At 40.9% G+C, this 20,996-nt stretch carries 23 protein-coding genes; 10 read left to right on the forward strand and 13 right to left on the reverse strand.

The genetic code is table 11. The features are described 5' to 3' along the window. Positions 1-104: 104 nt before the first annotated feature. The 3 genes from E5N72_RS12580 to E5N72_RS12590 form a co-directional block, all read right to left on the reverse strand. Entirely contained in the window at positions 105-2,336 is a 2,232-nt protein-coding gene (locus tag E5N72_RS12580; protein WP_135925200.1) for an NAD(P)-binding protein, read from the reverse strand. A gap of 9 nt (positions 2,337-2,345) precedes the next feature. Beyond that, the gene (locus tag E5N72_RS12585; protein WP_240704524.1) at positions 2,346-3,209 is read right to left on the reverse strand and encodes an acetoacetate decarboxylase; all 864 of its coding nucleotides are present in this window, start codon (positions 3,207-3,209) and stop codon (positions 2,346-2,348) included. Between the two features lie 123 nt (positions 3,210-3,332). Next, on the reverse strand, positions 3,333-3,908 hold the full coding sequence (locus E5N72_RS12590; RefSeq protein ID WP_168246738.1) for a dienelactone hydrolase family protein: 576 nt from the start codon (positions 3,906-3,908) through the stop codon (positions 3,333-3,335). Between the two features lie 367 nt (positions 3,909-4,275). On the opposite strand from E5N72_RS12590, the gene E5N72_RS20610 reads away from it, so the two are divergent. Both E5N72_RS20610 and E5N72_RS12595 read left to right on the forward strand, forming a co-directional pair. Beyond that, entirely contained in the window at positions 4,276-4,443 is a 168-nt protein-coding gene (locus E5N72_RS20610; protein WP_165381452.1) for a hypothetical protein, read from the forward strand. A gap of 115 nt (positions 4,444-4,558) precedes the next feature. Further along, positions 4,559-5,422, forward strand: coding sequence for a TIGR02285 family protein (locus E5N72_RS12595; RefSeq protein ID WP_135925206.1), 864 nt, complete (start codon positions 4,559-4,561; stop codon positions 5,420-5,422). Between the two features lie 22 nt (positions 5,423-5,444). On the opposite strand, the gene E5N72_RS12600 is transcribed toward E5N72_RS12595, so the two are convergent. The 8 genes from E5N72_RS12600 to E5N72_RS12635 form a co-directional block, all read right to left on the reverse strand. Then, complete coding sequence (locus E5N72_RS12600) at positions 5,445-6,023, reverse strand: YceI family protein (protein WP_135925208.1); 579 nt, start codon at positions 6,021-6,023, stop codon at positions 5,445-5,447. A gap of 1 nt (position 6,024) precedes the next feature. Beyond that, on the reverse strand, positions 6,025-6,579 hold the full coding sequence (locus tag E5N72_RS12605) for a cytochrome b (RefSeq protein WP_063529650.1): 555 nt from the start codon (positions 6,577-6,579) through the stop codon (positions 6,025-6,027). Between the two features lie 279 nt (positions 6,580-6,858). Then, complete coding sequence (locus E5N72_RS12610; protein ID WP_135925210.1) at positions 6,859-7,710, reverse strand: GNAT family N-acetyltransferase; 852 nt, start codon at positions 7,708-7,710, stop codon at positions 6,859-6,861. 94 nt (positions 7,711-7,804) lie between these two features. Beyond that, the gene (locus E5N72_RS12615; RefSeq protein WP_135925212.1) at positions 7,805-8,305 is read right to left on the reverse strand and encodes a hypothetical protein; all 501 of its coding nucleotides are present in this window, start codon (positions 8,303-8,305) and stop codon (positions 7,805-7,807) included. A 174-nt stretch (positions 8,306-8,479) separates the two neighbouring features. Further along, positions 8,480-8,842, reverse strand: coding sequence for a hypothetical protein (locus E5N72_RS12620; RefSeq protein WP_135925214.1), 363 nt, complete (start codon positions 8,840-8,842; stop codon positions 8,480-8,482). A gap of 232 nt (positions 8,843-9,074) precedes the next feature. Next, positions 9,075-9,911, reverse strand: a complete 837-nt coding sequence (locus E5N72_RS12625; RefSeq protein ID WP_135925216.1) for a segregation/condensation protein A — start codon at positions 9,909-9,911, stop codon at positions 9,075-9,077. 8 nt (positions 9,912-9,919) lie between these two features. Continuing rightward, entirely contained in the window at positions 9,920-10,543 is a 624-nt protein-coding gene (locus E5N72_RS12630) for an L-threonylcarbamoyladenylate synthase (protein WP_135925218.1), read from the reverse strand. Between the two features lie 9 nt (positions 10,544-10,552). Continuing rightward, on the reverse strand, positions 10,553-11,392 hold the full coding sequence (locus tag E5N72_RS12635) for a PHP domain-containing protein (RefSeq protein ID WP_135925220.1): 840 nt from the start codon (positions 11,390-11,392) through the stop codon (positions 10,553-10,555). Positions 11,393-11,915: 523 nt separating this feature from the next. On the opposite strand from E5N72_RS12635, the gene E5N72_RS12640 reads away from it, so the two are divergent. The 6 genes from E5N72_RS12640 to trpA are packed head-to-tail and all read left to right on the forward strand — an operon-like array spanning position 11,916 to position 18,476. Further along, entirely contained in the window at positions 11,916-13,487 is a 1,572-nt protein-coding gene (locus E5N72_RS12640) for an anthranilate synthase component 1 (protein ID WP_135925223.1), read from the forward strand. Further along, positions 13,484-14,089 (forward strand): aminodeoxychorismate/anthranilate synthase component II, encoded by a 606-nt coding sequence (locus tag E5N72_RS12645; RefSeq protein ID WP_135925225.1) that lies wholly within the window; start codon positions 13,484-13,486, stop codon positions 14,087-14,089. The genes E5N72_RS12640 and E5N72_RS12645 overlap by 4 nt, the downstream gene beginning before the upstream one ends. Before the next feature lie 9 nt (positions 14,090-14,098). Continuing rightward, complete coding sequence (gene trpD, locus E5N72_RS12650; protein WP_135925228.1) at positions 14,099-15,118, forward strand: anthranilate phosphoribosyltransferase; 1,020 nt, start codon at positions 14,099-14,101, stop codon at positions 15,116-15,118. After that, positions 15,111-16,475 carry a bifunctional indole-3-glycerol-phosphate synthase TrpC/phosphoribosylanthranilate isomerase TrpF gene (gene trpCF / locus E5N72_RS12655; RefSeq protein ID WP_135925230.1) on the forward strand — a complete coding sequence of 455 codons (1,365 nt, stop codon included), beginning with the start codon at positions 15,111-15,113 and terminating at the stop codon, positions 16,473-16,475. Before trpD ends, trpCF begins: the two co-directional genes overlap by 8 nt. A 7-nt stretch (positions 16,476-16,482) precedes the next feature. Continuing rightward, entirely contained in the window at positions 16,483-17,667 is a 1,185-nt protein-coding gene (trpB, locus tag E5N72_RS12660; RefSeq protein ID WP_135925232.1) for a tryptophan synthase subunit beta, read from the forward strand. After that, complete coding sequence (gene trpA, locus E5N72_RS12665; RefSeq protein WP_135925234.1) at positions 17,664-18,476, forward strand: tryptophan synthase subunit alpha; 813 nt, start codon at positions 17,664-17,666, stop codon at positions 18,474-18,476. The genes trpB and trpA overlap by 4 nt, the downstream gene beginning before the upstream one ends. 59 nt (positions 18,477-18,535) lie before the next feature. Here the strand turns inward: trpA and E5N72_RS12670 are convergent, their stop codons facing one another. Both E5N72_RS12670 and E5N72_RS12675 read right to left on the reverse strand, forming a co-directional pair. Continuing rightward, on the reverse strand, positions 18,536-19,108 hold the full coding sequence (locus E5N72_RS12670; RefSeq protein WP_135925236.1) for a type 1 glutamine amidotransferase domain-containing protein: 573 nt from the start codon (positions 19,106-19,108) through the stop codon (positions 18,536-18,538). Positions 19,109-19,244: 136 nt separating this feature from the next. Next, positions 19,245-19,514 carry an HU family DNA-binding protein gene (locus E5N72_RS12675; protein ID WP_130051777.1) on the reverse strand — a complete coding sequence of 90 codons (270 nt, stop codon included), beginning with the start codon at positions 19,512-19,514 and terminating at the stop codon, positions 19,245-19,247. Between the two features lie 193 nt (positions 19,515-19,707). Between E5N72_RS12675 and E5N72_RS12680 the strand changes: the two genes are divergently transcribed. Next, a complete protein-coding gene (locus E5N72_RS12680; RefSeq protein ID WP_135925239.1) occupies positions 19,708-20,295 on the forward strand; it encodes an inner membrane-spanning protein YciB in 588 nt (195 codons plus the stop codon). A 58-nt stretch (positions 20,296-20,353) separates the two neighbouring features. Further along, positions 20,354-20,992: a CPBP family glutamic-type intramembrane protease gene (locus tag E5N72_RS12685; RefSeq protein WP_135925241.1), complete on the forward strand. Its 639-nt coding sequence runs from the start codon at positions 20,354-20,356 to the stop codon at positions 20,990-20,992. The last annotated feature ends 4 nt before the right edge of the window (positions 20,993-20,996 follow it).

The following is a 20,996-nucleotide window of genomic DNA, read 5'->3' on the forward strand; positions in this document are numbered from 1 at the left end:
CTTGTAATTTCCAGCTTAGTATAGACCAAAACAAAGATTAAAGTCGCATACAAATAACAAAGACTAGTTATTTGTAATCAACACCATAATTGCCATCAGCATGATCATTCTTTTTCAAACGCATGTTCACCGCTAATCGTTTTGGGTAGACCGCAAATAGAACGTGCCGTTTGCATACCAGCCATTACAGCAGCTTCAACACAGCCCGCATTAACTCCGGTTTTTATCCAATCGCCAGTGATCCGTAAATTGATAAACTGACTACCATCAGTTGCAAGGCGGTATTTACTCGAATCAACCACAGATAACACATAGCGCTCACTGGGGTCTATATTAACGCGCCAGTACTGCTGTTCTGATACTGGTAAAATACTGTGAGGATCACTATAAAAAACCTGCCAATCAAATTTGTTATCAACATACGCATCAGGCCAAAGTGCCTGCATATCTGAACTAAACAAATTATGCATGTTGCGTTTGACTTCTGCCTTCATTTGCTCTGGAAACTGATGTGCAGTTGCAGGAGGGTAACTATCACAACTAAATGCACTACAAAAATAAGCAATATTTTTTGGGCCACTGTCGCTTGGCCAATCTTCTTTATCGACTAAATTACCCATCGCAGCCCAGGTATCAAACGGCTCAACAAAACCACTTAAAATAGGCCCCTCATTGCTTGGCACTGTGTCTTTAAAACCCAGTTGCTGGTTAGTTTTATTCAACCAGACTTGGCAAGCTTGCGTAGCCACACTTTGAACTTTTGTTGCTTGCTGAGAGAGCGCATAATCAACAGCGAGTAATTCAGGGGCTACATGCTCAAGTGAAGCAACCGACACACCTAAAATAAGCGTATCAAAATCGATACCATGACGAAGAGTGATAGATGGCAGTGCTGTATTAAAGTGCTCTTGATAAACTTCTGGCCAGTTACTCCAAAAAGACTCAAGGTTTATTTGATACTCTTGCAGAAGGTGTGCTTGTTCAGAATTAATTTGTGAGTAAATTGGCTCACTTGGCCAACAAGGTAATTGTTTAACATCAATTAACGGCGCATAGTCTTCATTTTTTAGGCTCACTTGCTGACAAAGCTCTATTTCACTTACCAGCGGCTCACCTTGGTCAGTTTGCCCAGCAGATAAGTTAGTTAACTGATGGAAGAACTTAAACTTAACGCCACGCTGTTTTAATAATTCATAAATTGGCGCGAAAATAACATCGCCCATACCCGCTTGCATTTTCCACATTACACCGCCTTTATAGCAAAGGCCAATACGTAACATAGCAAGCGCAGCCACACCGGCTTCAACATTCGGCTTGTTAAAATCACCATTTGGATAAGCAAACACTAAATCATAAAAACCGCGTACCGGTGCTGAATTCACACTGTAAGTTTTATTAGCTCCATTTTTTTCAAGCCACTGACGAAAATCGTAGCAATTAATGACACCAAAGCCATCTCGGTAGACTTTATCTTTTATCAGCCCTGTGAGCATAGCAATGGCTAAGTCAGCGCAGATATAAAGTCGTCTTAATTCTGCGTTTTCATCCAGTAAGTCAATTATCTGCTCTTTGAACCAACGCTTTATCTTGCGAACGATATACCAAATAACGAGGCGATCAGCTTGTTTACTTGTGTGGGTTGTTTGCTGCGAAGTAAACTGCAATAAGTGCGTCAGTAATGAGCGAGGGCTTGATACTACTTCTGCCGCTCCCGCCTCAATATCATCGATAAATTGCCTTGCCCCACTAAGCTGCGTATCAATATCCGTTTTGATCTCTTGGTACATATACTTAAGTAAAGACTGATCTCGTGATTTTTTGGTCACCAATTTTGTTTTAGTTTGGTGCTGCTGACACACTAGCTCAATGCCTTCTGTCCATTTTTTGAGCCATGCTAATGTCATGGTGATAAAATCCCACACCGAAATATCAAGGCTGCCATCAGCAGGATTTCCAGCAACTGTTGGAAAATCAATAGGCCAAGTTTGCCATTCGTTATCAATAAATTCTTGCAAAGCAATAAAACTATGCGGTTTGAATGCCTGCTGCCAGGTTGCCAGCGAACAACTAGCAGGTCGGTTGAGTGAGTTATATACTCCTTCAAGGGTACGAAAACTATTTACATAAGCACCAAACCACACATGTAAACCATGCTCTTCAATACGCTGACCAAAATGGCTATTACGACCACTTGCGCCCTTGCCTCCTAAGCGCCAGCCCTGTTGATACACGGTTATTTCACGATGTTGCTGCCAGTCTGACTGCTCTGTCAGATAAACTGCAGCGGTCATTGCTGCTACACCGCCACCGACAATAGTAATTTTTTCTTTTTGCATGGTTATCCTTTACTCTGGTAAAACTTGAGTCGCGCCAAGTTGGTCAAAATCCATATTGACGTAAAACGGTAAGTGAACAGATTGTTTGCCAAGTGCTATGCCGAACATGTCATTAAGCGGAAAACTCGCCAGAGATTTAACATTAAGCTTAAAATCATTGTGCAAAAGTGTTAACTGATGGACTTTTTTGATTACAGACGGTGAATGAACCACGCTCTGATAAACTGCTTTATTACCCTCTCCATCGGGAAATTGCTTAAACAAAATTTGATCCATCTGGGGATGAATGAAACCCTCTAACAATTGTTTTAGCAGTGCTAAGTCAATACCTTTAACTTGAGAGTCAAATAAATCAGCAACGCGTTTTGAAAATCGTGAAACGTTGTCGAGCAAATTTTCAGAGATACTCGCGTCCGTTTGCTCAATAGTTAGCAACTCATGCATTGCTAATTTAGAATCAGGTTTAAACACATCAAAGCATTCAAGGGATATAGCAAACCGACCAGCGTCATCTAACGCAGATGGCATTTGATATTCACATAAATATTTATTGTAACCCCACGCCTCTCTGCCATTAATTAAAGCATAAATGTTATTTACGCTGATAAACGCCGGATACCAATAGAGGTGATTAATATCTCCCTTGACCATTTTTGCTACGGGAAGCCAAATAATGATATCCGTTTCTTGCATCCACCCATGCTCTGAAAAGGGAGGTGTCAAAGAGGAGATTTTTTCTATGTCAGTAAAGGTGAGCAAGCAACTGCTACCTAATACATTAAAAGAGACTGAATCTGTAGCCAGTAAATTCAATGTGGTATCAACATAAGCCTGCATCTTTTGCTCACATGCTGAAACAAAAAAACCATACATTTGCGCATTCGTCATGCGACAGGGAGGTTTAGCAACAGGGTTCGATAAAAAGTGGCTGTAATTTGAATGGTCCGTCATAGCTATTACTTATAATATTGTTTAGTAATAACTATAGACTAGTCTTTATGCATTAGTCACGAGTTGTTCGCAATCATGGCTGAGCAAAAGTTGTTTTGTAAAATACTGAAAAGCGCGTTGATTAAAGTTATCTGATAAAGGGTTCATAAACCCATGCTCATATTGTGTAATATCACATTGAACACCTGCTTTGGCTTTTAAAGCAGACACCACCGGAGCAAGCTCAAAATGCGTTTCTTTTTTAGGAAAAATAAACCTAAATGGAATAGACGCTTCAAGCTCAAGGTGATTTCTCACTTGTGATGGGTAAAAAGCAATAACCCGTTTTATCGCTGTATTTTTCAACTCTGCTTGAGCACGCCAAACAGCTGTTGCTCCAGCACTAAACGCGATAATTGTTGTAGGCTCACGCAAGGATGACATTTTCAGATGCACTTTTTCGAGATAACCGTCATGGCCACAATGAGTCAGAAAGTGTTGATATTGAAACTGTTCATTAATAGGAAGTTGAATTTGACCCGAATATGGATCACATAGGCACGTTTTGCCACGAAGCTGCTGAGCAAGCTGGGTTAAATGCGCAGTTTTCCCGAAAATATCCGTTACTAACAGGTAATTCATGGTCATACCTATTTATTGTTGTTTTTGTGCCAATTCACACTACACTTGTTTCGAAAAAATATCCAGAAATTAATTGCTGTGTTTAAAAAATAAACCTTGCACTATGAAAAATCTTAACGTAATCTAGTCCTCTGGTTTTAAAAAAACCTCGCGGTTAACCCCTTACCTTGATCCAGTAATTCCCGCATATTCGTATAATCACTTGCAACCCGAGTTGCTAAATGACATTTAGATGAATTTATAAATCATCACTAAACTGTCACAAACTTAGTCAACACTGTATGCAAGACAACAAATGTCGGTCTGTATTTTTTAATGCCTTTTAAAGCTCTACAGACACAGACAAAAAGAAAGAGTGAGTTTTATTATGTCATATAAATACAATGGATCTTTGATCCAAATCGCACATCCAGTGCAATCAATTTCGGTTAACAAACAGCGTGTAATCTTTAGTGACACGCAGGGCTTGAAAAATGCCATTTTCCAAAAGGCGAGTGATGCCCGTCAATTTGTTAAGTGGTTAAAAGCCAATTAAAACCAACCGATTAACGCCAGCTACAATGCTGGCGTTATAGTCTACATACCTACTATCACAAACCTAAATCCCTGCTAAACTTAGATTTAACAATACTTAATTATAGGTAGTAACAATGCGTCGTTTCTGGTTGCTTTTGTTATTTTTTTGCAGTGCTGTTTCACAGGCAACTGAACAACCAAAAGTCATTGAGTGGATCATGGTTGATTTTGCTCCCTACTACATCATGAATGACAAGTATGAAGGTACAGGGCGAGATGAGAGCGTAATCAAACTGCTTGAACAAGCGATGCCTGATTACACTTTTAAGCGCTCCCTCTTTCCTGCAAGTCGCGCAGTGCATGAGCTATCAAATCCATATAATAATTACTGTATGCTATCTTTGTACCAAAGTGAGCATCGCCGTCAGCATATTGTTTTTTCTAAACATACATCAACAGTTGGGTTATCCCCTTCTATAGCAATTAGAAAAGAGTTAGTGAACACTCTAGAACTGAACACAGCAAAGCCTGTTTCATTAAAAACATTACTTGCAGATAAGCACCTTGCTCTTGGAGTGTCTATGAGTCGCTCATTTGGCAAAGACATAGATAATGTTATAAACACCAGCCATGATGCCAATATTATCTCAAGACCCGGTCGCGACACTTTAGCAAGTTTGACATACATGCTTAATAAGAAACGAATTGATATACTGCTTGGCTACCCCAGCGAGCACTACTATTTAGCTCGTTCAATGGGATTTGAAGATGAGCTCACACAATTGACACTGTCAGAGGCGCCCGATTTAAGCCTTGGTTATATTGGCTGTACGAATAACGAACAAGGTAGTGAGCATATAAAACAGTTAGATATTACGCTTGAAAAAATAGCCCATACTCAGGCTTTTCACGATGTGATGATAAGGTGGCTACCCGATAATTTGCAGCCTATTTTGGAAAAGAGATTAATTAAAAGAAATGAAAGTGCCGCCCATTAAGCGGCACTGATTTAAACTGTTGTTACTTACGAATACCTTCAATAAATAAACCAATATCAACATGTGTTGATGCTGGGCCAAGGTTGTAGTCGATACCATAGTCAGCTAGTTTTAGGCTAGTTTCGCCTTCAAAACCAACGCGGTAACCACCCCAAGGATCTTTACCTTCACCAATTTTATCAATTTCAAAAGTAATGGTTTTAGTAACACCATTTAAGGTAAATTCACCTGTAACATCCGCTTCATCACCGTCTTCATCAAATTTAATTGATGTACTTTTAAATGTTGCAGTTGGGTATTTATCAACATTTAAGAAGTCTTTACCACGTAAGTGCTTATCACGCTCGGCATGATTTGAGTCGATGCTTTTAGTATCAATCGTTACATTGATTTTAGAAGCATTAGGAGCTTTATCGTCATAGCTAAAATCACCTGAGAAGGTGTTAAAGCGACCATGTAACCAGCTGTAACCTAAGTGCTTAATTTTAAAAGTAACAAATGCGTGCGCACCATCTGTATCAATAACGTAGTCAGCTGCATTTGCGTTAGCTGTTGAGAAAAGTGCAGCACTTAGTGCTGTGCCTAATAGTAATTTTTTCATATTAATCATCCTTCAATGGTTTGATCATTCTAATTAAGGTTTTATCTTTATCGATAAAATGATGTTTTAGTGCCCCTAAAGCATGTAAAACAACCACAGCTATTAGCCCATACGCGGCATAAAAGTGAATTTTACCTGCAATATCTTCTTGGTTCGCGACCGACTCGGGTAATGCCGGTACAGCAAATAAATTAAATACTTCAATTGCACGGCCATCAGCCGTAGAGATTAAATAGCCCGATGTCACAATAACGATTAGAGCTAAATAAATCAGTTTATGTACTGAGTGAGCAACATGATTCATTGCCTTTGAGCTACCAGCAACAGGCTCAGGTTGAGTACCTAACAAGCGCCAACCAAAACGAAACAACAATAATGCCGCTAAGGTAATACCCACGCTTTTATGTAAATCCAAAGAGCCTTTGTACCATGCATCATAATAGGTTAACTCAACCATATACACGCCTAAGCCAAACAAACCAAACACCCCTAGAGCCATTAACCAGTGCACTAAGATGGCGACCCAGCCATAACTTGACTTTGAATTCTTTAACATACTCATTTCCTATGAGAATTACGAAACTAAGTACAGCTTAGCTTAGGATTTATATAATGAAAATAGCGTAAAACGAACAGCTTCTGTGCGTATATGCACATCTTAGGGGAAAGGGTAAAGTTGTAAGGGGAAAGAGAAAAAGGTGCTAGGTGCTAGGTGCTAGGTGCTAGGTGCTAGGTGCTAGCAGTAGTATGAATCTTCGTTAATAAAAGCGTCTAATTCTTAACGTGATAAATTTTTAGTTTTCTCACAACCGATTAGTCGCTCACCCCAATAAACTCAGCCGATTTCAAAAGAAGTCACACCAAAAATACGATTTAATGGCAAACTCGGAGAGTCGCCGGTATACATTCTGGCGGTTTCAAATGACACCTGCATGTTGTACTTCTGTGCTAAAGCAACAGCAGCTTGATTGATTTCTGGCGTGTCAAGGAAAATAGCTTCAGATGCACTTACTTTAGATTTTAAAGCAAGGAACAAAGATTCAGCTAATTGTGGTGAGTCGGCAAATAGAGGGCCAATTTTAAAGCCATTCTGGCATTTGCGAATTACCCCGTATCCTGCCAATTCCCCATTGCTCATTACGCCCAAAGCGTCGCATTGGGGTTGGCTTAACCAGGCTTTAGTAAAGTTTGCCCTATTTACTGGGAAAAAAGCCTGTTCGTATGCGTCAATAATTTCGAATGGCACAGTGGCAAGATCAACAATATCTGAATTTTGCCGTGAATTACCACCACCGACTCCTGCAAAACGAATATTGCGATAGGCCAGGTTAAAACCAGACTTTTTATAGTTTTCTTGCTGTTCCACTACACCATCAAGGCCGATATTCAACCCTTCAAGGCGCTTTAACGCGGCATTCCAAATTTGTATTCCGTAACCTTTGCCACGGTAACCGGGTTTAACAATGTAAAAGCCGATAAAGCCAAATGCATCGTGATAATTAATGGCAGAAATTGTAGCAATAGGCTCATCGCCAAGAAAACCAACCAGAAATCCTTCAGGATCAGCAGCAAAATAACACTCTGCATCATTAAGGCCTGGATTCCAGCCTTCTGCTGCAGCCCAATCAATCATGAGCTCGACTTCCTTCTTGGTCATGGTTTTGATTGTAAAGTGTTTACTTTGCATCTGCTTTCCTTAAAATTTCCGTTTGCTAATCAGTGAATTAAATAATACTAAAATCGCACTATCTAAGTAGATTGATTCAAATCTGAATCGCAAATTATGCGCATTCACAATTAATAATAGGCTCTAGCTTATTATGGTTATAAATATACAAACCAAAAGTATCAAACATATCTCTACCAAATTCCGAGGAAATATCCACGTAATTTTCTAGACCTTGATAGCTGTATAAAATAGCAACCTTGCCTTCGAAACCAAGAGGAACAGGCTTTCCTTTACCGACAACATTTGCGTTATCGCCATTGATACCATCCCACCCATATTTTTCTGGGTCAAAAATTAATTGCACAGAACCACAATTTAAACATTCAAGGTATATCGGAGGTAGAATGTTCACATTTTCTCGTTTGCGAAAGAAACCCTTAACTTCAACTTCTTTGTGGCCTAAAACAGAATAAGCATCGTGCCCGCATTTACAATGAACAGCTTTGCTCACAAATAGCTCATCAAGTTGAAGTTGTGGTAGCTCTAAACTCTTTAATACGAAATTCGAAAAACAATTTGGTGAGTGAGCTTTCAATTCTTCTAGTGTATTCATTTTCTCCCCTAGGAGCTAATGCCCTTAAAATACTCAAATCAAGCATTTTAGGTACTTTTTATCTTGTTTATTGAAATCTATTTTTTATTAGTTCACTACTTAGTCATTTTAATGATTTCTTGCACTACTCGGTGTTTAGTATTTTCAATAAACACCTGGGTAGATAGTTAGCAATTATATTTTACTTGCTGTTATTTCAATCCTGTACACTTCAACACCCTCAGTTCCAACCTCAATCGTTGCAGGTTCGTTAAGGTTTACCATTAACTTAGGTTCCTGAAATTTATTGTAAGAGCCATTTTCAAATTTATAGAGTGCTGATGTTAGTGTCACAATTTGCTCGTTCAACGTAGGGGTTACATCAAATTTAAGAATATCATCTGCAGTGACTGTTTCAGTTTTGTCTTCTTCAGTTTTAACAACGTGCGTTTTTACAAGTTGATTATTCAAATAAAGGTTAAGGTCTAATTGCAAACTTTCTGCAGCTGAGGCACCAAATGCAGCGAGAGATAACAGTACCATTCCTAACTTTTTCATTATATTTTCCTTAATAGTAGGCTTACCCCAAAATGGGAAAAACCAACTTATCAGCTACTTAGTCTTGGCGCAATTGTTTAACACTTTGTAAGTTATGTGTTTTATTAGAATACAAAGCAGACTTTAGTGATTATCTTGATTGTTGATGACCTACTTGCCATGAAGAAGGCACAGATTTTGAAACTTAAATCTAACCACTTAAAGCTTTAAACAGAAAAATTTTAGCTTCCAGCTATTCGCTCTCTTCCACTAAACCAACATATATCTGGCTATTGGCATCTACCTGAAAGCAGCTGATCAGGTTTTCTTTCACCAGTTCTAACATGGCGATAAAGCTAACTACAACACCGCTTCTGCCCTCTTCAATAGTAAAAAGAGTACTAAAAGGCAACTGTGATTGGGCTTCTGAGAGCTTATCTAAGATTAAGCTCATACGTTCACGGGTCGATAAAGCCTCTGCGGTAATATGATGGTGTTCAAATGTTTTAGCTCGGGCCATAACGTCGCTTAGTGCAACTAACAAGTCTTTCATGTCAACGTCAGGTAACAGTAACTCACGCTCACCAAATTCTGGCATCATTGCTTCGGCTACAAAGATATCGCGGCCTTCGCGAGGAATTTCGTCAAGGTTTTCGGCAGCTTTTTTAAATTGTTCGTATTCCTGTAAACGTCTGACAAGCTCAGCTCGTGGGTCTTCTTCCTCTTCAAGCTCTTCATGTTTTGGTAGTAATAATCGTGATTTAATTTGTGCTAATAAAGCTGCCATGACAAGGTATTCACCAGCCAGTTCAAGCTGAAACTCACTCATCATTTCAACATAACTAACGTATTGCTCAGTAATGCTAAAAATAGAGAGCTCTAGCACATCTAGTTTGTGTTTTTTGATTAAATACAGAAGTAAATCAAGAGGGCCTTCAAAGGTCTCTAAAATGATCTCCAACGCATCGGGAGGAATATATAAGTCTTCAGGTTTGTCGACCACCGCTTTGCCATGCAAAAAAGCCAGTGGCAGCTTTTGCTGTACTGGCTCTTGTAAGTTATCTTGGGCATCAAGCTCTTGGCTAGTCAATGAAATCTCTACAGTTCAAATGGTTTAGTATCACCACAACCCACACGTAAAATTTCGATATCATCATCCGACAAATCAATCACTGTGGTTGCCTGTTCAGGAAGATAACCACCATGAATAATTAAATCAACTTGCTTTTCAATGCGATCGCGAATTTCATCAGGATCAGCTTCTGTAAATTGCTCACCCGGTAAAATTAAAGAACACGACATTAAAGGCTCACCTAACTCAGCCAATAAAGCACAAGTGATCGGATGTTCTATAACACGAATACCAATGGTTTTTTTCTTCTCGTTCAATAAACGCTTTGGTACTTCTTTAGTGCCTTTGAAGATAAAAGTATAAGGCCCTGGAGTGTTATTTTTAATTAATCTGAATAACTGATTATCAACGCGAGCATAGGTTGATAGCTCCGATAAGTCGCGACATACCAAAGTAAAGTTATGATGTTTTTCAACACCACGGATACGCTCAATGCGCTCTTTTGCTTGCTTATTACCAATACTACAACCAATTGCGTAGCCTGAATCGGTTGGATAAACAATCACACCACCTTGTTTAATTATATCAACCGCTTGGCTGATCAAACGTGGTTGCGGATTATCTGGATGAATATGAAAAAACTGACTCATTATACGCTCCTATTGCCCTTCCCATGCTTGCCAAACCCCTTGGCAATCTTTTGGTAAGTATAAATTTTTACCCAGCTCTAACCAACTTGTCGGAAAATGAAAGTCTGAGCCTTGCGATGCAAGTAACCCGTATTCACGACTCAATTCACCTAAAAACTGGCGCTCACTCGGCGCTTGCTGTGGTTGTGCCACTTCCATAGCATCACCACCCGCGTCTTTAAATTCAATAATTAACTTACGCAGCCACTTATTCGACATTTGATAACGCCCAGGATGTGCAAGTACAGCAACTCCACCAGCTTGATGAATAGCAGCAATTGCTGTTTGCATATCGCACCAACTACTTGGCACATAGCCTGTTTTTCCTCGCCCTAAGTATTTTTTAAATACGCCTGGGAAGTTTTTAGCTACACCACGCTCAATCAGTGCACGGGCAAAGTGCGCGCGTGTGATTTGTGCGTTTTCAGCAAATGTTTTTGCTTGGTCATAAATGCCTTCAAAACCATTTTTAGCAAGGCGGCGACCTATCTCGGTTGCTCGCTCTTCACGTTTGGCTTGTTGCGCTTGTAATAATGACAACAGTGAGTCATTTTCATCATCAACATTTAAGCCAACAATATGAATTTCGAAGCTTTCCCATTTTGTTGATACTTCAACACCAGCAATTAATTTAAGCGGTAAATTATCATCAGCTATGACTTGGCGAGCTGGTTTTATGGCACTTAACGTGTCGTGATCGGTAATTGCAAACACATCTATGTTTTTCTCAACCGCGCGGTGTAACAATTGCTCGACTGATAGCTGACCATCAGAGTATGTGGTGTGGCTATGTAAATCGTATTTTATCAAAGGGAAAGACTGCTTTACGTAAGTTCTTGAATCAATGATGTGAGTATAACAAAATTTTACTGCGAGGGCGTGATTATCTTATATAACTGTGTGTTTTACCCTCATAAATGGGTAATTACGATAGGTAAATACACAACTCGTACTAATATGTAAATTAATGCTTGACAGTATCGGCTCAGGTACGCTTTACTGTATGCACTTTCAGACACGTTAAATAAGAAACAACAATGAACAAAACAATTCAAATCACAATTTGGTGGTGGCACTCGTAACAAGCGGGTGACGAATTGTCGTGTCTAACGATTTCTAAACCCGCTCATGTAGCGGGTTTTTTTATATCTAAATTTTAAGGTTTTATAATGAATTACATAGCAACTCTTACACATCATTGGTGGTGGCGCCTGGCTTAGCGGGACGGTAAGGGTCTATCTAATTTATAGGCATCTTTATACGAACCCCGCCAAGCATCGCTTTGCGGGGTTTTGTTTTTTAAAGAGTTTTTGGGAATGAGGGAGAATGAGGTTTGATTTTTAGTCATATAACAACGACACCGGGTGAAGTAACCAGTATCACTCAAGTGCGCGACTACATAAGTAGCCCACTTGCGTTATACAGTTTACTCGATAAGCCTAATTCACTGCTGTTAGAGTCTGCTGAAATTGATTCTAAAGACAGTGTAAAAAGTCTAATTTTGGTTGACTCAGCGCTACGTATTGTTTGCCAAGGCAAACAGGTCACACTCACAGCACAGTCTAATAACGGCAAACAATTACTGCCTTATTTACAAAGCCATGTGCAAAATTGTTCTGCAGAGCTTGTAGAAGACACATTAACCTTAACCTACAACGAGATTGCCAGCGATATTGATGAAGCCAGTAAACTAGTTGCAGATAACGCATTTAGTGCACTACGCAGCTGCATAAATAGTATTAAAAGCACCACAGACAATCCGTTTTCTGTGTTTTTAGGTGGTGTGTTTGCCTACGATATGGTTGCTAATTTCGAAACTCTTTCTGATGTGCCTGACGGCGAAAACAGTTGCCCTGATTATGTTTTCTACCTAGCCGAAACGTTAGTTGTCATCGACCATCAAGCAAAAACAACCGAGCTAATTGGCAATGTATTTAACGGCCCTGAAGTTCATGCTAATTGCTTTGAGGTTGGTCAACAGTTAGAGCGTTTAAATACCGTATGTGACAATGCACAAAGCTACCAAGGGCAAAAGCAAACAGGCTCAAACCCAATTTCTGTCGATGTTAGCGACGAGCAATACTGCGAACACGTCATCAAGTTAAAAAACAACATCGTTGATGGTGATATTTTCCAAGTTGTTCCATCACGTACTTTTTCTCTCGCCTGCCCTGACTCACTTCATGCTTACAGCCAACTAAAACAACAAAACCCAAGCCCATATATGTTTTACATGCGCGATGAAGAGTTCGTGTTATTCGGCGCATCACCCGAGTCAGCCCTCAAATATTGCGCAGAGAGTAAACAAGTTGAGGTATACCCAATTGCTGGTACTCGCCCTCGTGGCAAGTTTGCTAACGGGCAAATTAATCCAGACCTAGACAGCCGCATTGAGCTTGAACTTCGCAACGACCAAAAAGAGCGTGCTGAGCACCTTATGCTAGTTGATTTAGCGCGAAATGATGTTGCCCGTATTAGCGTACCAGGCACACGTCACGCGAAAGAATTATTAAAAGTAGACCGCTACTCACAAGTGATGCACTTAGTTTCACGTGTTGTTGGCACTTTAAAGCCTGAACTCGATGCGCTGCATGCCTACCAAGCCTGTATGAACATGGGCACCTTGGTGGGCGCGCCTAAAGTTCGCGCCGCTGAATTAGTTCGTCAAACCGAACGAAAACGCCGCGGCAGCTATGGAGGTGCAGTGGGTTATTTAACGGGCGATGGCGCCATGGATAGCTGTATTGTTATTCGCTCTGCCTTTGTTAAAAACGGCACAGCCTACGTGCAAGCAGGTGCAGGTGTGGTGTTTGATTCAGATCCACAATCAGAAGCCAATGAAACCCGCGCTAAAGCACAAGCTGTGATCACTGCGATTCAATCGACTTACGAGGCACAACAATGACGACAACATCAGCCTATAAAATCTACTTTTTAGATAACTTTGATTCATTTAGTTATAACTTAGTCGATGAACTTTCTATGTTAGGGTGCCAGTTAGTGGTATACCGTAATAACATCAGTGCACAAAGCATCTTTGAGAAAATGTGCCAAGAGACAGTACCCGTGTTATTAGTGCTTTCACCAGGCCCTGGCGCGCCATCTGATGCGGGTTGTTTAATGGAACTCATTGAACTATGTAAAGGCCGCTTCCCGATGCTGGGTATCTGTTTAGGACAGCAAGCTCTAACACAAAGCTACGGCGGGGTTATTGGTCATGCCGGCGAAACTGTGCATGGCAAGTCATCAATTATTACGTTGACTGAGCACCCAGTATTCGCAGGTATGGGCGATAAAATGCCAGTTGCTCGTTATCATTCATTAATGGCAACTAAAGTCCCTGATGATGTTGAAGTAATTGCTTGTTATGAAAATATTCCAATGGCAATTTACCATCAACAAGATAATGCCCTTGGCTATCAGTTTCATCCTGAGTCAATTTTAACGCCAAATGGCGCATTGCTATTACAGCAAAGCATTGAATTTTTAACGGCACGCGTGCAGTAGAGGAATAACATGGAAGCAACAACTCAAACCCAGTTAAACCAATTATTAGCAAAGCAAGATTTATCGTTTTCGCAAGCAACTGCATTGTTTGATGCCATCATGAATGGCCAGCTTAATGATATTGAATTAACTGCTGCACTTATCGCCCTAAAACTAAAAGGCGAAACAAGTGATGAAATCGCCGGTGCGGCAGCATCAATGCGCGCCAATGCAGTGCCATTTAAAACCAGCAAAACCTTACTTGCTGATAGCTGTGGTACCGGTGGCGATGGCTCAAACACAATTAATATTAGTACCACAGCTGCTATTGTTGCCGCCGCTGCGGGCATCAATATGGTCAAACATGGTAATCGCAGTGTGTCGAGTAATTCGGGCTCAGCGGATTTACTTAAAGCCTTGGGTATCAATATCGATATGAGCCCTGAGCAAGCTGCCCATTGTTTAGAAAATACCGGCTTTACATTTTTATTTGCGCCGCATTATCACAGTGGTGTACGCCATGCGATGGGCGTGCGAACAGCCCTTAAAAGCCGCACAATTTTTAATATTTTAGGGCCGCTGGCAAACCCTGCAGCTCCTGAGGTGCAATTGCTTGGTGTTTATGACCCTTCGCTGTGTTTACCAATGGCCGAAACTTTAAAAACCCTTGGCACAAAACGCGCCATGGTGGTTCATGGTGCAGGCACTGACGAAATTGCCTTGCACGGGACAACCAAAGTGGTTGAGCTTAATAACGGTGAACTGAGCGAATACACGCTAACAGCGAGCGATTTTGGTCTTGCAAACTATTCACTTGAACAACTTGCAGGCCAAGGGCCAGAATATAACGCAAAAGCAAGCTTAGCGATTTTACAAGGTCAAGGTGAGATGGCGCATAACGCAGCCATTATAGCCAACGTTGCCGCCCTTCTTTATTTAACCGATAAAGCAAGTGATTTAAAAGCAGCCGCAGATCAAGTAAGCGAATTATTAGCATCAGGCAAAGCGATGAACACATTGAACGCAATTATTGAGGTAAGTCATGGCTAACGTGTTAGACAAAATTGTTGCCGACAAACGCATTGAATTAGAACAAAGAAAAGCACAGCGCCCGCTTGAGTCATTCATTGGCGATGTTGTGCCAACCAAGCGTGACTTTGAAGCGGCGTTAGCAGCAACAGGCACACAATTTATTTTAGAGTGTAAAAAGGCCTCACCGTCAAAAGGGCTTATTCGCGAACTATTCAATTTAGACGAAATTACATCGGTTTATAAAAAATACGCAACTTGTATGAGCGTATTAACTGACGAAAAATATTTCCAAGGTAGCTATCAGTACCTCGAATACGTGCGCAGCCAAGTGGAGCAGCCACTTATTTGTAAAGACTTCTTTATTGATGAGTACCAAGTTTACTTAGCACGCTTATCTGGTGGTGATGCCATTTTATTAATGCTCTCAGTCCTTGATGACGAGCAATATTTAGCGCTTCAAAAAGTGGCTGACTCTTTAAATATGTCGGTACTTACTGAAGTCAGTAATGAGCAAGAAGTAAGTCGTGCACTTGCACTTAATGCCAGCCTAATTGGTATTAATAACCGCGACCTTCGTGATTTAAGTACTGATCTTGCAACAACAGAGCGATTACGCCAGCTTATCCCAAATGACAAAGTGGTTATTTCAGAGTCGGGCATTTATACCCATAAAGATGTAAAACGGCTTGCGCCACTGTGCGATGGCTTTTTAATTGGCAGCTCACTAATGGCTGAGCGCGACTTAGAAGCCGCATGTCGTAAAGTCATTTTAGGTGAAAACAAAGTGTGCGGTTTAACTCGTTCACAAGATGCGATGGCAGCCTACGCCAGTGGTGCTGTGTATGGTGGCTTAATTTTTTATCCTAAATCGCCACGTTATGTTGATATCGACTGCGCCAAGCAAGTTACGCAAAGTGCCCCACTCGCGTATGTAGGTGTGTTTGTCAATGCACCTCTTGAACAAGTGGTCGATTATGCTCAAAGCTTGAAACTAGCTGCAGTGCAATTACATGGTGACGAGAATAGCGAGTATATTCAAAGTCTCAGAAAGCAATTACCGCTTGGCTGTGAAATTTGGAAAGCCCAAGCCGTTAAAGGTGAATTACCTAAACCGCTTGAAGGGGTTGACCGCCATTTATACGATACTTACAGCAAAAGCCAAAAAGGCGGCACTGGCGAAGCATTTGATTGGTCTGTATTAGAGACAGCAACAGTACCTTTTATGTTAGCCGGTGGTTTAAACCCAGAGAATATTCATGCAGCGCTTTATCGCGGTGCTAATGGCCTTGACCTAAATTCTGGCGTTGAAGCGTCAGCGGGCAAAAAGTGCCAAACAAAATTACAAAATGCGTTTTCGCATATCAGAAATTATTGAGGTTAGAATGCAAAATCCAGCTTATTTCGGTGAATTCGGTGGTATGTTTGTACCACAGCTGCTTGTGCCAGCACTCAAGCAACTAGAAGCAGAGTTTAATAAATCACAAAACGATCCAGCTTTTCAGGCTGAGTTTGAAAAGCTATTAAATGAATACGCAGGTCGTCCTACGCCATTAACTCTGACACGTAACTTAGTTAAAAATCCTAAGGTAAAACTGTATTTAAAGCGTGAAGATTTACTCCATGGTGGTGCGCACAAAACCAACCAAGTACTTGGTCAGGCATTGCTCACCAAGCGTATGGGTAAAAAAGAAGTGATTGCAGAAACAGGTGCCGGCCAACACGGTGTTGCAACGGCCCTTGCGTGTGCCCTACTTGGCTTAAAATGCCGTGTTTACATGGGTGCAAAAGACGTTGAACGTCAGCAACCAAACGTATTTCGTATGAAACTAATGGGTGCAGAGGTTATTCCTGTCACAGCGGGCTCTGGTACTTTAAAAGACGCAGTAAACGAAGCATTGCGTGACTGGTCAGCAAATTATAAAGATGCTCACTATTTACTAGGCACTGCAGCAGGCCCTCACCCATTCCCAACCATGGTGCGTGAGTTCCAAAAAATGATTGGTGAAGAAGCAAAACAACAAGTGCTTAAAGCTGAAGGGCGCTTACCGGATGCGGTGCTGGCTTGTGTAGGTGGTGGTTCTAACGCCATTGGTATGTTCACAGACTTTATTGATGAGCCAAGCGTAAAACTAATTGGTGTAGAACCCGCTGGTAAAGGCTTAGATACCCATCAACACGGTGCTACGCTATGTAAAGGCACAAAAGGCATTTTACACGGTACCTATACTTATATTATGCAAAATGACGATGGCCAAATTGAAGAGTCTTATTCTGTATCAGCAGGTCTTGATTACCCAGCTGTAGGCCCACAACATGCTCATTTACATGAAACTGGCCGTGCAGAGTACGTTGGTATTAGCGATACTGAAGCGCTTGAAGCGTTCCAACTACTGGCTAAAAACGAAGGGATTATTCCAGCGCTTGAATCAAGCCATGCCCTTGCATACGCCCTTAAATATGCCGAACAACAAACCGAAGACACTATTTTAGTAGTAAACCTAAGTGGCCGAGGCGATAAAGATTTGGCTCACGTACACAGTGTTTTATCAGAAGGAGGCGCGCTATGAGCCAGACTAACCGTTACGGACACATGTTCGCCACATTAAATGAAACGAATCAAGGTGCCTTTGTACCGTTTGTTACTATTGGTGATCCTAATAAAGCACTCAGTGTTGAAATCATTAAAAGCTTAATTGATGGCGGTGCTGATGCCCTTGAGCTTGGTATTCCGTTTTCAGATCCGATTGCAGATGGCCCGGTGATCCAAGCTGCCAACATTCGTGCGCTTGATGAAAACATTAATACCCAAGATTGCTTTGATATCATCAAACAAGTGCGCCAGTACAATGCCGATATTCCAATTGGCCTGTTATTGTATTCAAACCTTGTGTTTAAGCGTGGCCTTGAAAAGTTCTATCAAGATGCTAAAGAAGCAGGCGTTGATTCAATTTTAGTGGCTGACGTACCGCTGCATGAGTCAAAGCTATTTCGCCAAACAGCAATGAAAAATGGTATTGATCCAATTTTTATTGCGACACCTAATGCAGATGATGACACTCTTCGAGAATGTGCTTCATATGGTCGTGGTTATACATACCTTCTTTCACGCGCAGGTGTAACGGGTACAGAAACCAAAGCACAAATGCCAGCAGATTCGTTAGTTAAAAAGCTAAAAGATTACCATGCTGCACCGGCATTATTAGGCTTTGGTGTATCAACACCAGAAGATGTTAAATCAGCACTCGATTCTGGGGCTGCTGGTGCGATTTCAGGCTCTGCGGTTGTTAAAATCATCGAGGCGAACCTTGATGACCAAGCAGCAATGCTAACTGGTTTAAAAGAGTTTGTAGCCAGTATGAAAGCCGCTACAAAGTAAGTTGTTTTATTACTTAAAAAGGGCCTTAAAGGCCCTTTTATGTATCTACTCATTAATTATTAATGGTGGCGGTGCACACCCTCTTTAATCTCTTCGATAAACTTACGATTAAAAGCCTCTAAGTCGGCTGGGCTTCGGCTTGTGACTATGCCATCATCAACACACACCTCTTGATCAACCCAATTAGCTCCTGCATTGATTAAATCCGTTTTAATACTTGGGTATGACGTTACTTTGCGCTCCCGTAGTTTGTTAATTTCGGCTAGTAACCATGGGCCGTGGCAAATCGAAGCGATAGGCTTGTTTTTGCCTGCACTGAAAAAGCCATCAACAAAGGCTTTAGCTTCACTGTTTTGGCGTAAAGTATCTGGATTAAATAAACCGCCCGGTAATAATAGAGCATCATATTCACTTGAATCTGTCTCACTGACGATGCGGTCAACGCTTACACGTTTTCCCCATTGATTTTCATCCCAACCAGTAATGTCATCTCTTTCAAGCGAAACAACTTCGACTTCAGCTCCTGCTTCAAGCAACGCACTGCGCGGTGATAGCAGCTCACTCTGCTCAAAACCATTTGTTGCTAATATCGCTACTTTCTTACCGTTTAGTTGGCTATTTAGATTTGACATGCTATCTCCTTATTTGTGAAAACTCACACTAATACAGCAGACACCATGCCAAATATAACCAACTGAAAATATTGAATTTATTTAAAATTCAAAGCGACACACCCTGTAAAAGCTACAAGACCTTTGCAAATCCTGCTTATAGGGCGTCTTTTAGGGCTTTTGCAGGTTTAAAAACAGGTTTGTTGGCGCCTTCAATTTCAATTTCTTCACCAGTTTGTGGGTTGCGCCCTTTTCGGGCAGGGTAATAACTCAAGGCAAACGTACCAAAGCCATTAATTTGCACTTGGTCACCCTCAGAAAGTGACTTTTCGATAGCATTTAACATGCTCGTTAAAGCTGCTTGTGTGTCTTTTTTTGTTAATTCGCTGTGGGCAGCCATTTGAGATACTAGTGCGGCTTTATTCATAAAAATGCTCCAAAATACGCCGCTTAATCATCTGAGGTTAAGCGGAAAAAGATAAGGTAAAACAACCTAAACGCAGGTTTAGGCCAGATTGGCTCGGGAGGCTAAGCTTTCAGGGCTACTAAGTCAACCTTGTATCTTGCGCAATAACTTGATACAACCCAGTATCATTTTAAATTAGAGCATTTATAAACCTATGCATGCGATTATTGAATACATCCCGCTGATTTTGTTTTTTGCGGTTTTCAAGTTAGTTGATATTTATTGGGCAACAGCCTTGCTGATGCTAACCACCTTAATTCAAGTTGCTTATTGTTATTTTAAAGATGGCAAAGTACCAACCCGTCACTGGGTGTTTTTTGCTATAGCGGTGGTATTAGGTACGCTGACCTTAGTATTCCACGACGAGCAGTTTGTAAAATGGAAAGCCACCATTGTTTATGCCATTTTCAGTGTCACTTTGTTAGTAAGCCGCTATGTGCTTGGCAAAAATCTTGTGAAAAAAGCACTTAGCTCAGTTTTAGAAAATGCCTCTGAGAGTAAACAAGAAATTGATGTACCAGAAGCACTATGGAATAAACTTAACCTGTTTTGGGTTGCAGTGACCGCAGGTATCTCTGCGCTAAATATCTACATTGCCTATAACTTCTCGCTCGATTTTTGGGTTAACTTTAAAGTGTTTGGTTTAATGGGTATTACCTTTGTTTGCGTGTTAGCAACGATCATTGCCCTTTTCAAATACTTACCTGAAGATGACGAAAAGAAAGATCCTAAGCAATCTTAATGTCATAAATCTGTCGTCTTAGCTTGTTAGCGTAAATAAAAAACACGCTGAGACGACATTGAACGCTAACCAATACCGCTGGTTTGAATTTACCCTCATATTTGTTTGTTTACCGCTATTAGGCTTTTTTCTGCGTGCCTATCTCGCGAACTGGCTTATTCCTGCACTTATTATTTTAATGACTGTTTGCGGCATGTTGCTGTTATCAGACCCCCATTTTAAGCGTTTTCGTTTAACTAGCCTTGGGCAATTTAGTGCGGTAAAACGTCGCTTATTTAGTTTTTTCTTTTTAGGAGCGCTATTCTCAGGGATGTTTTACGGCATCATGAATCAAGAAAACTGGTTTTCACTGCCAAGAAATTCATTTAACGATTGGCTAATGTTGCTATTGCTCTACCCCATTTTATCGGTGATGCCGCAAGAGCTTATTTTTAGAACCTACTTTTTTCACCGCTATAAACGGATTATGCCAAGTAAAACCGTGCGTATCATCGTCAGTGCATCGGTGTTTGCGTTGGCTCACATTGTCTATGCGAATGTACTCGCAGTACTGCTAGCATTTTTAGGTGGGCTGCTGTTTTCTTACACCTATGCGCAAAGCCGTTCTACCTTCGTGTGTGTTATAGAGCACAGCTTATGGGGGTTGTGGATGTTTACGCTTGGCTTAGGTGATGTGCTTGATGCCGGAGCATTCTAGGCTA

The organism is Pseudoalteromonas sp. MEBiC 03607 (genome assembly GCF_004792295.1).
Classification (GTDB): Bacteria; Pseudomonadota; Gammaproteobacteria; order Enterobacterales; family Alteromonadaceae; genus Pseudoalteromonas; species Pseudoalteromonas lipolytica_C.

What these genes read in the sequence shown, in the direction of transcription:
- trpD (WP_135925228.1), top strand. Translation starts at nt 14,099, where the DNA reads ATGGAAGCAACAACTCAAACCCAGTTAAACCAATTATTAGCAAAGCAA.
- trpCF (WP_135925230.1), top strand. Translation starts at nt 15,111, where the DNA reads ATGGCTAACGTGTTAGACAAAATTGTTGCCGACAAACGCATTGAATTA.
- trpA (WP_135925234.1), top strand. Translation starts at nt 17,664, where the DNA reads ATGAGCCAGACTAACCGTTACGGACACATGTTCGCCACATTAAATGAA.
- E5N72_RS12610 (WP_135925210.1), bottom strand. Translation starts at nt 7,710, where the DNA reads ATGCAAAGTAAACACTTTACAATCAAAACCATGACCAAGAAGGAAGTC.
- E5N72_RS12595 (WP_135925206.1), top strand. Translation starts at nt 4,559, where the DNA reads ATGCGTCGTTTCTGGTTGCTTTTGTTATTTTTTTGCAGTGCTGTTTCA.
- E5N72_RS12580 (WP_135925200.1), bottom strand. Translation starts at nt 2,336, where the DNA reads ATGCAAAAAGAAAAAATTACTATTGTCGGTGGCGGTGTAGCAGCAATG.
- E5N72_RS12585 (WP_240704524.1), bottom strand. Translation starts at nt 3,209, where the DNA reads ATGTATGGTTTTTTTGTTTCAGCATGTGAGCAAAAGATGCAGGCTTAT.
- E5N72_RS12615 (WP_135925212.1), bottom strand. Translation starts at nt 8,305, where the DNA reads ATGAATACACTAGAAGAATTGAAAGCTCACTCACCAAATTGTTTTTCG.
- E5N72_RS12670 (WP_135925236.1), bottom strand. Translation starts at nt 19,108, where the DNA reads ATGTCAAATCTAAATAGCCAACTAAACGGTAAGAAAGTAGCGATATTA.
- E5N72_RS12675 (WP_130051777.1), bottom strand. Translation starts at nt 19,514, where the DNA reads ATGAATAAAGCCGCACTAGTATCTCAAATGGCTGCCCACAGCGAATTA.
- E5N72_RS12680 (WP_135925239.1), top strand. Translation starts at nt 19,708, where the DNA reads ATGCATGCGATTATTGAATACATCCCGCTGATTTTGTTTTTTGCGGTT.
- E5N72_RS12645 (WP_135925225.1), top strand. Translation starts at nt 13,484, where the DNA reads ATGACGACAACATCAGCCTATAAAATCTACTTTTTAGATAACTTTGAT.
- E5N72_RS12600 (WP_135925208.1), bottom strand. Translation starts at nt 6,023, where the DNA reads ATGAAAAAATTACTATTAGGCACAGCACTAAGTGCTGCACTTTTCTCA.
- E5N72_RS12605 (WP_063529650.1), bottom strand. Translation starts at nt 6,579, where the DNA reads ATGTTAAAGAATTCAAAGTCAAGTTATGGCTGGGTCGCCATCTTAGTG.
- E5N72_RS20610 (WP_165381452.1), top strand. Translation starts at nt 4,276, where the DNA reads ATGTCATATAAATACAATGGATCTTTGATCCAAATCGCACATCCAGTG.
- E5N72_RS12590 (WP_168246738.1), bottom strand. Translation starts at nt 3,908, where the DNA reads ATGAATTACCTGTTAGTAACGGATATTTTCGGGAAAACTGCGCATTTA.
- E5N72_RS12630 (WP_135925218.1), bottom strand. Translation starts at nt 10,543, where the DNA reads ATGAGTCAGTTTTTTCATATTCATCCAGATAATCCGCAACCACGTTTG.
- E5N72_RS12620 (WP_135925214.1), bottom strand. Translation starts at nt 8,842, where the DNA reads ATGAAAAAGTTAGGAATGGTACTGTTATCTCTCGCTGCATTTGGTGCC.
- trpB (WP_135925232.1), top strand. Translation starts at nt 16,483, where the DNA reads ATGCAAAATCCAGCTTATTTCGGTGAATTCGGTGGTATGTTTGTACCA.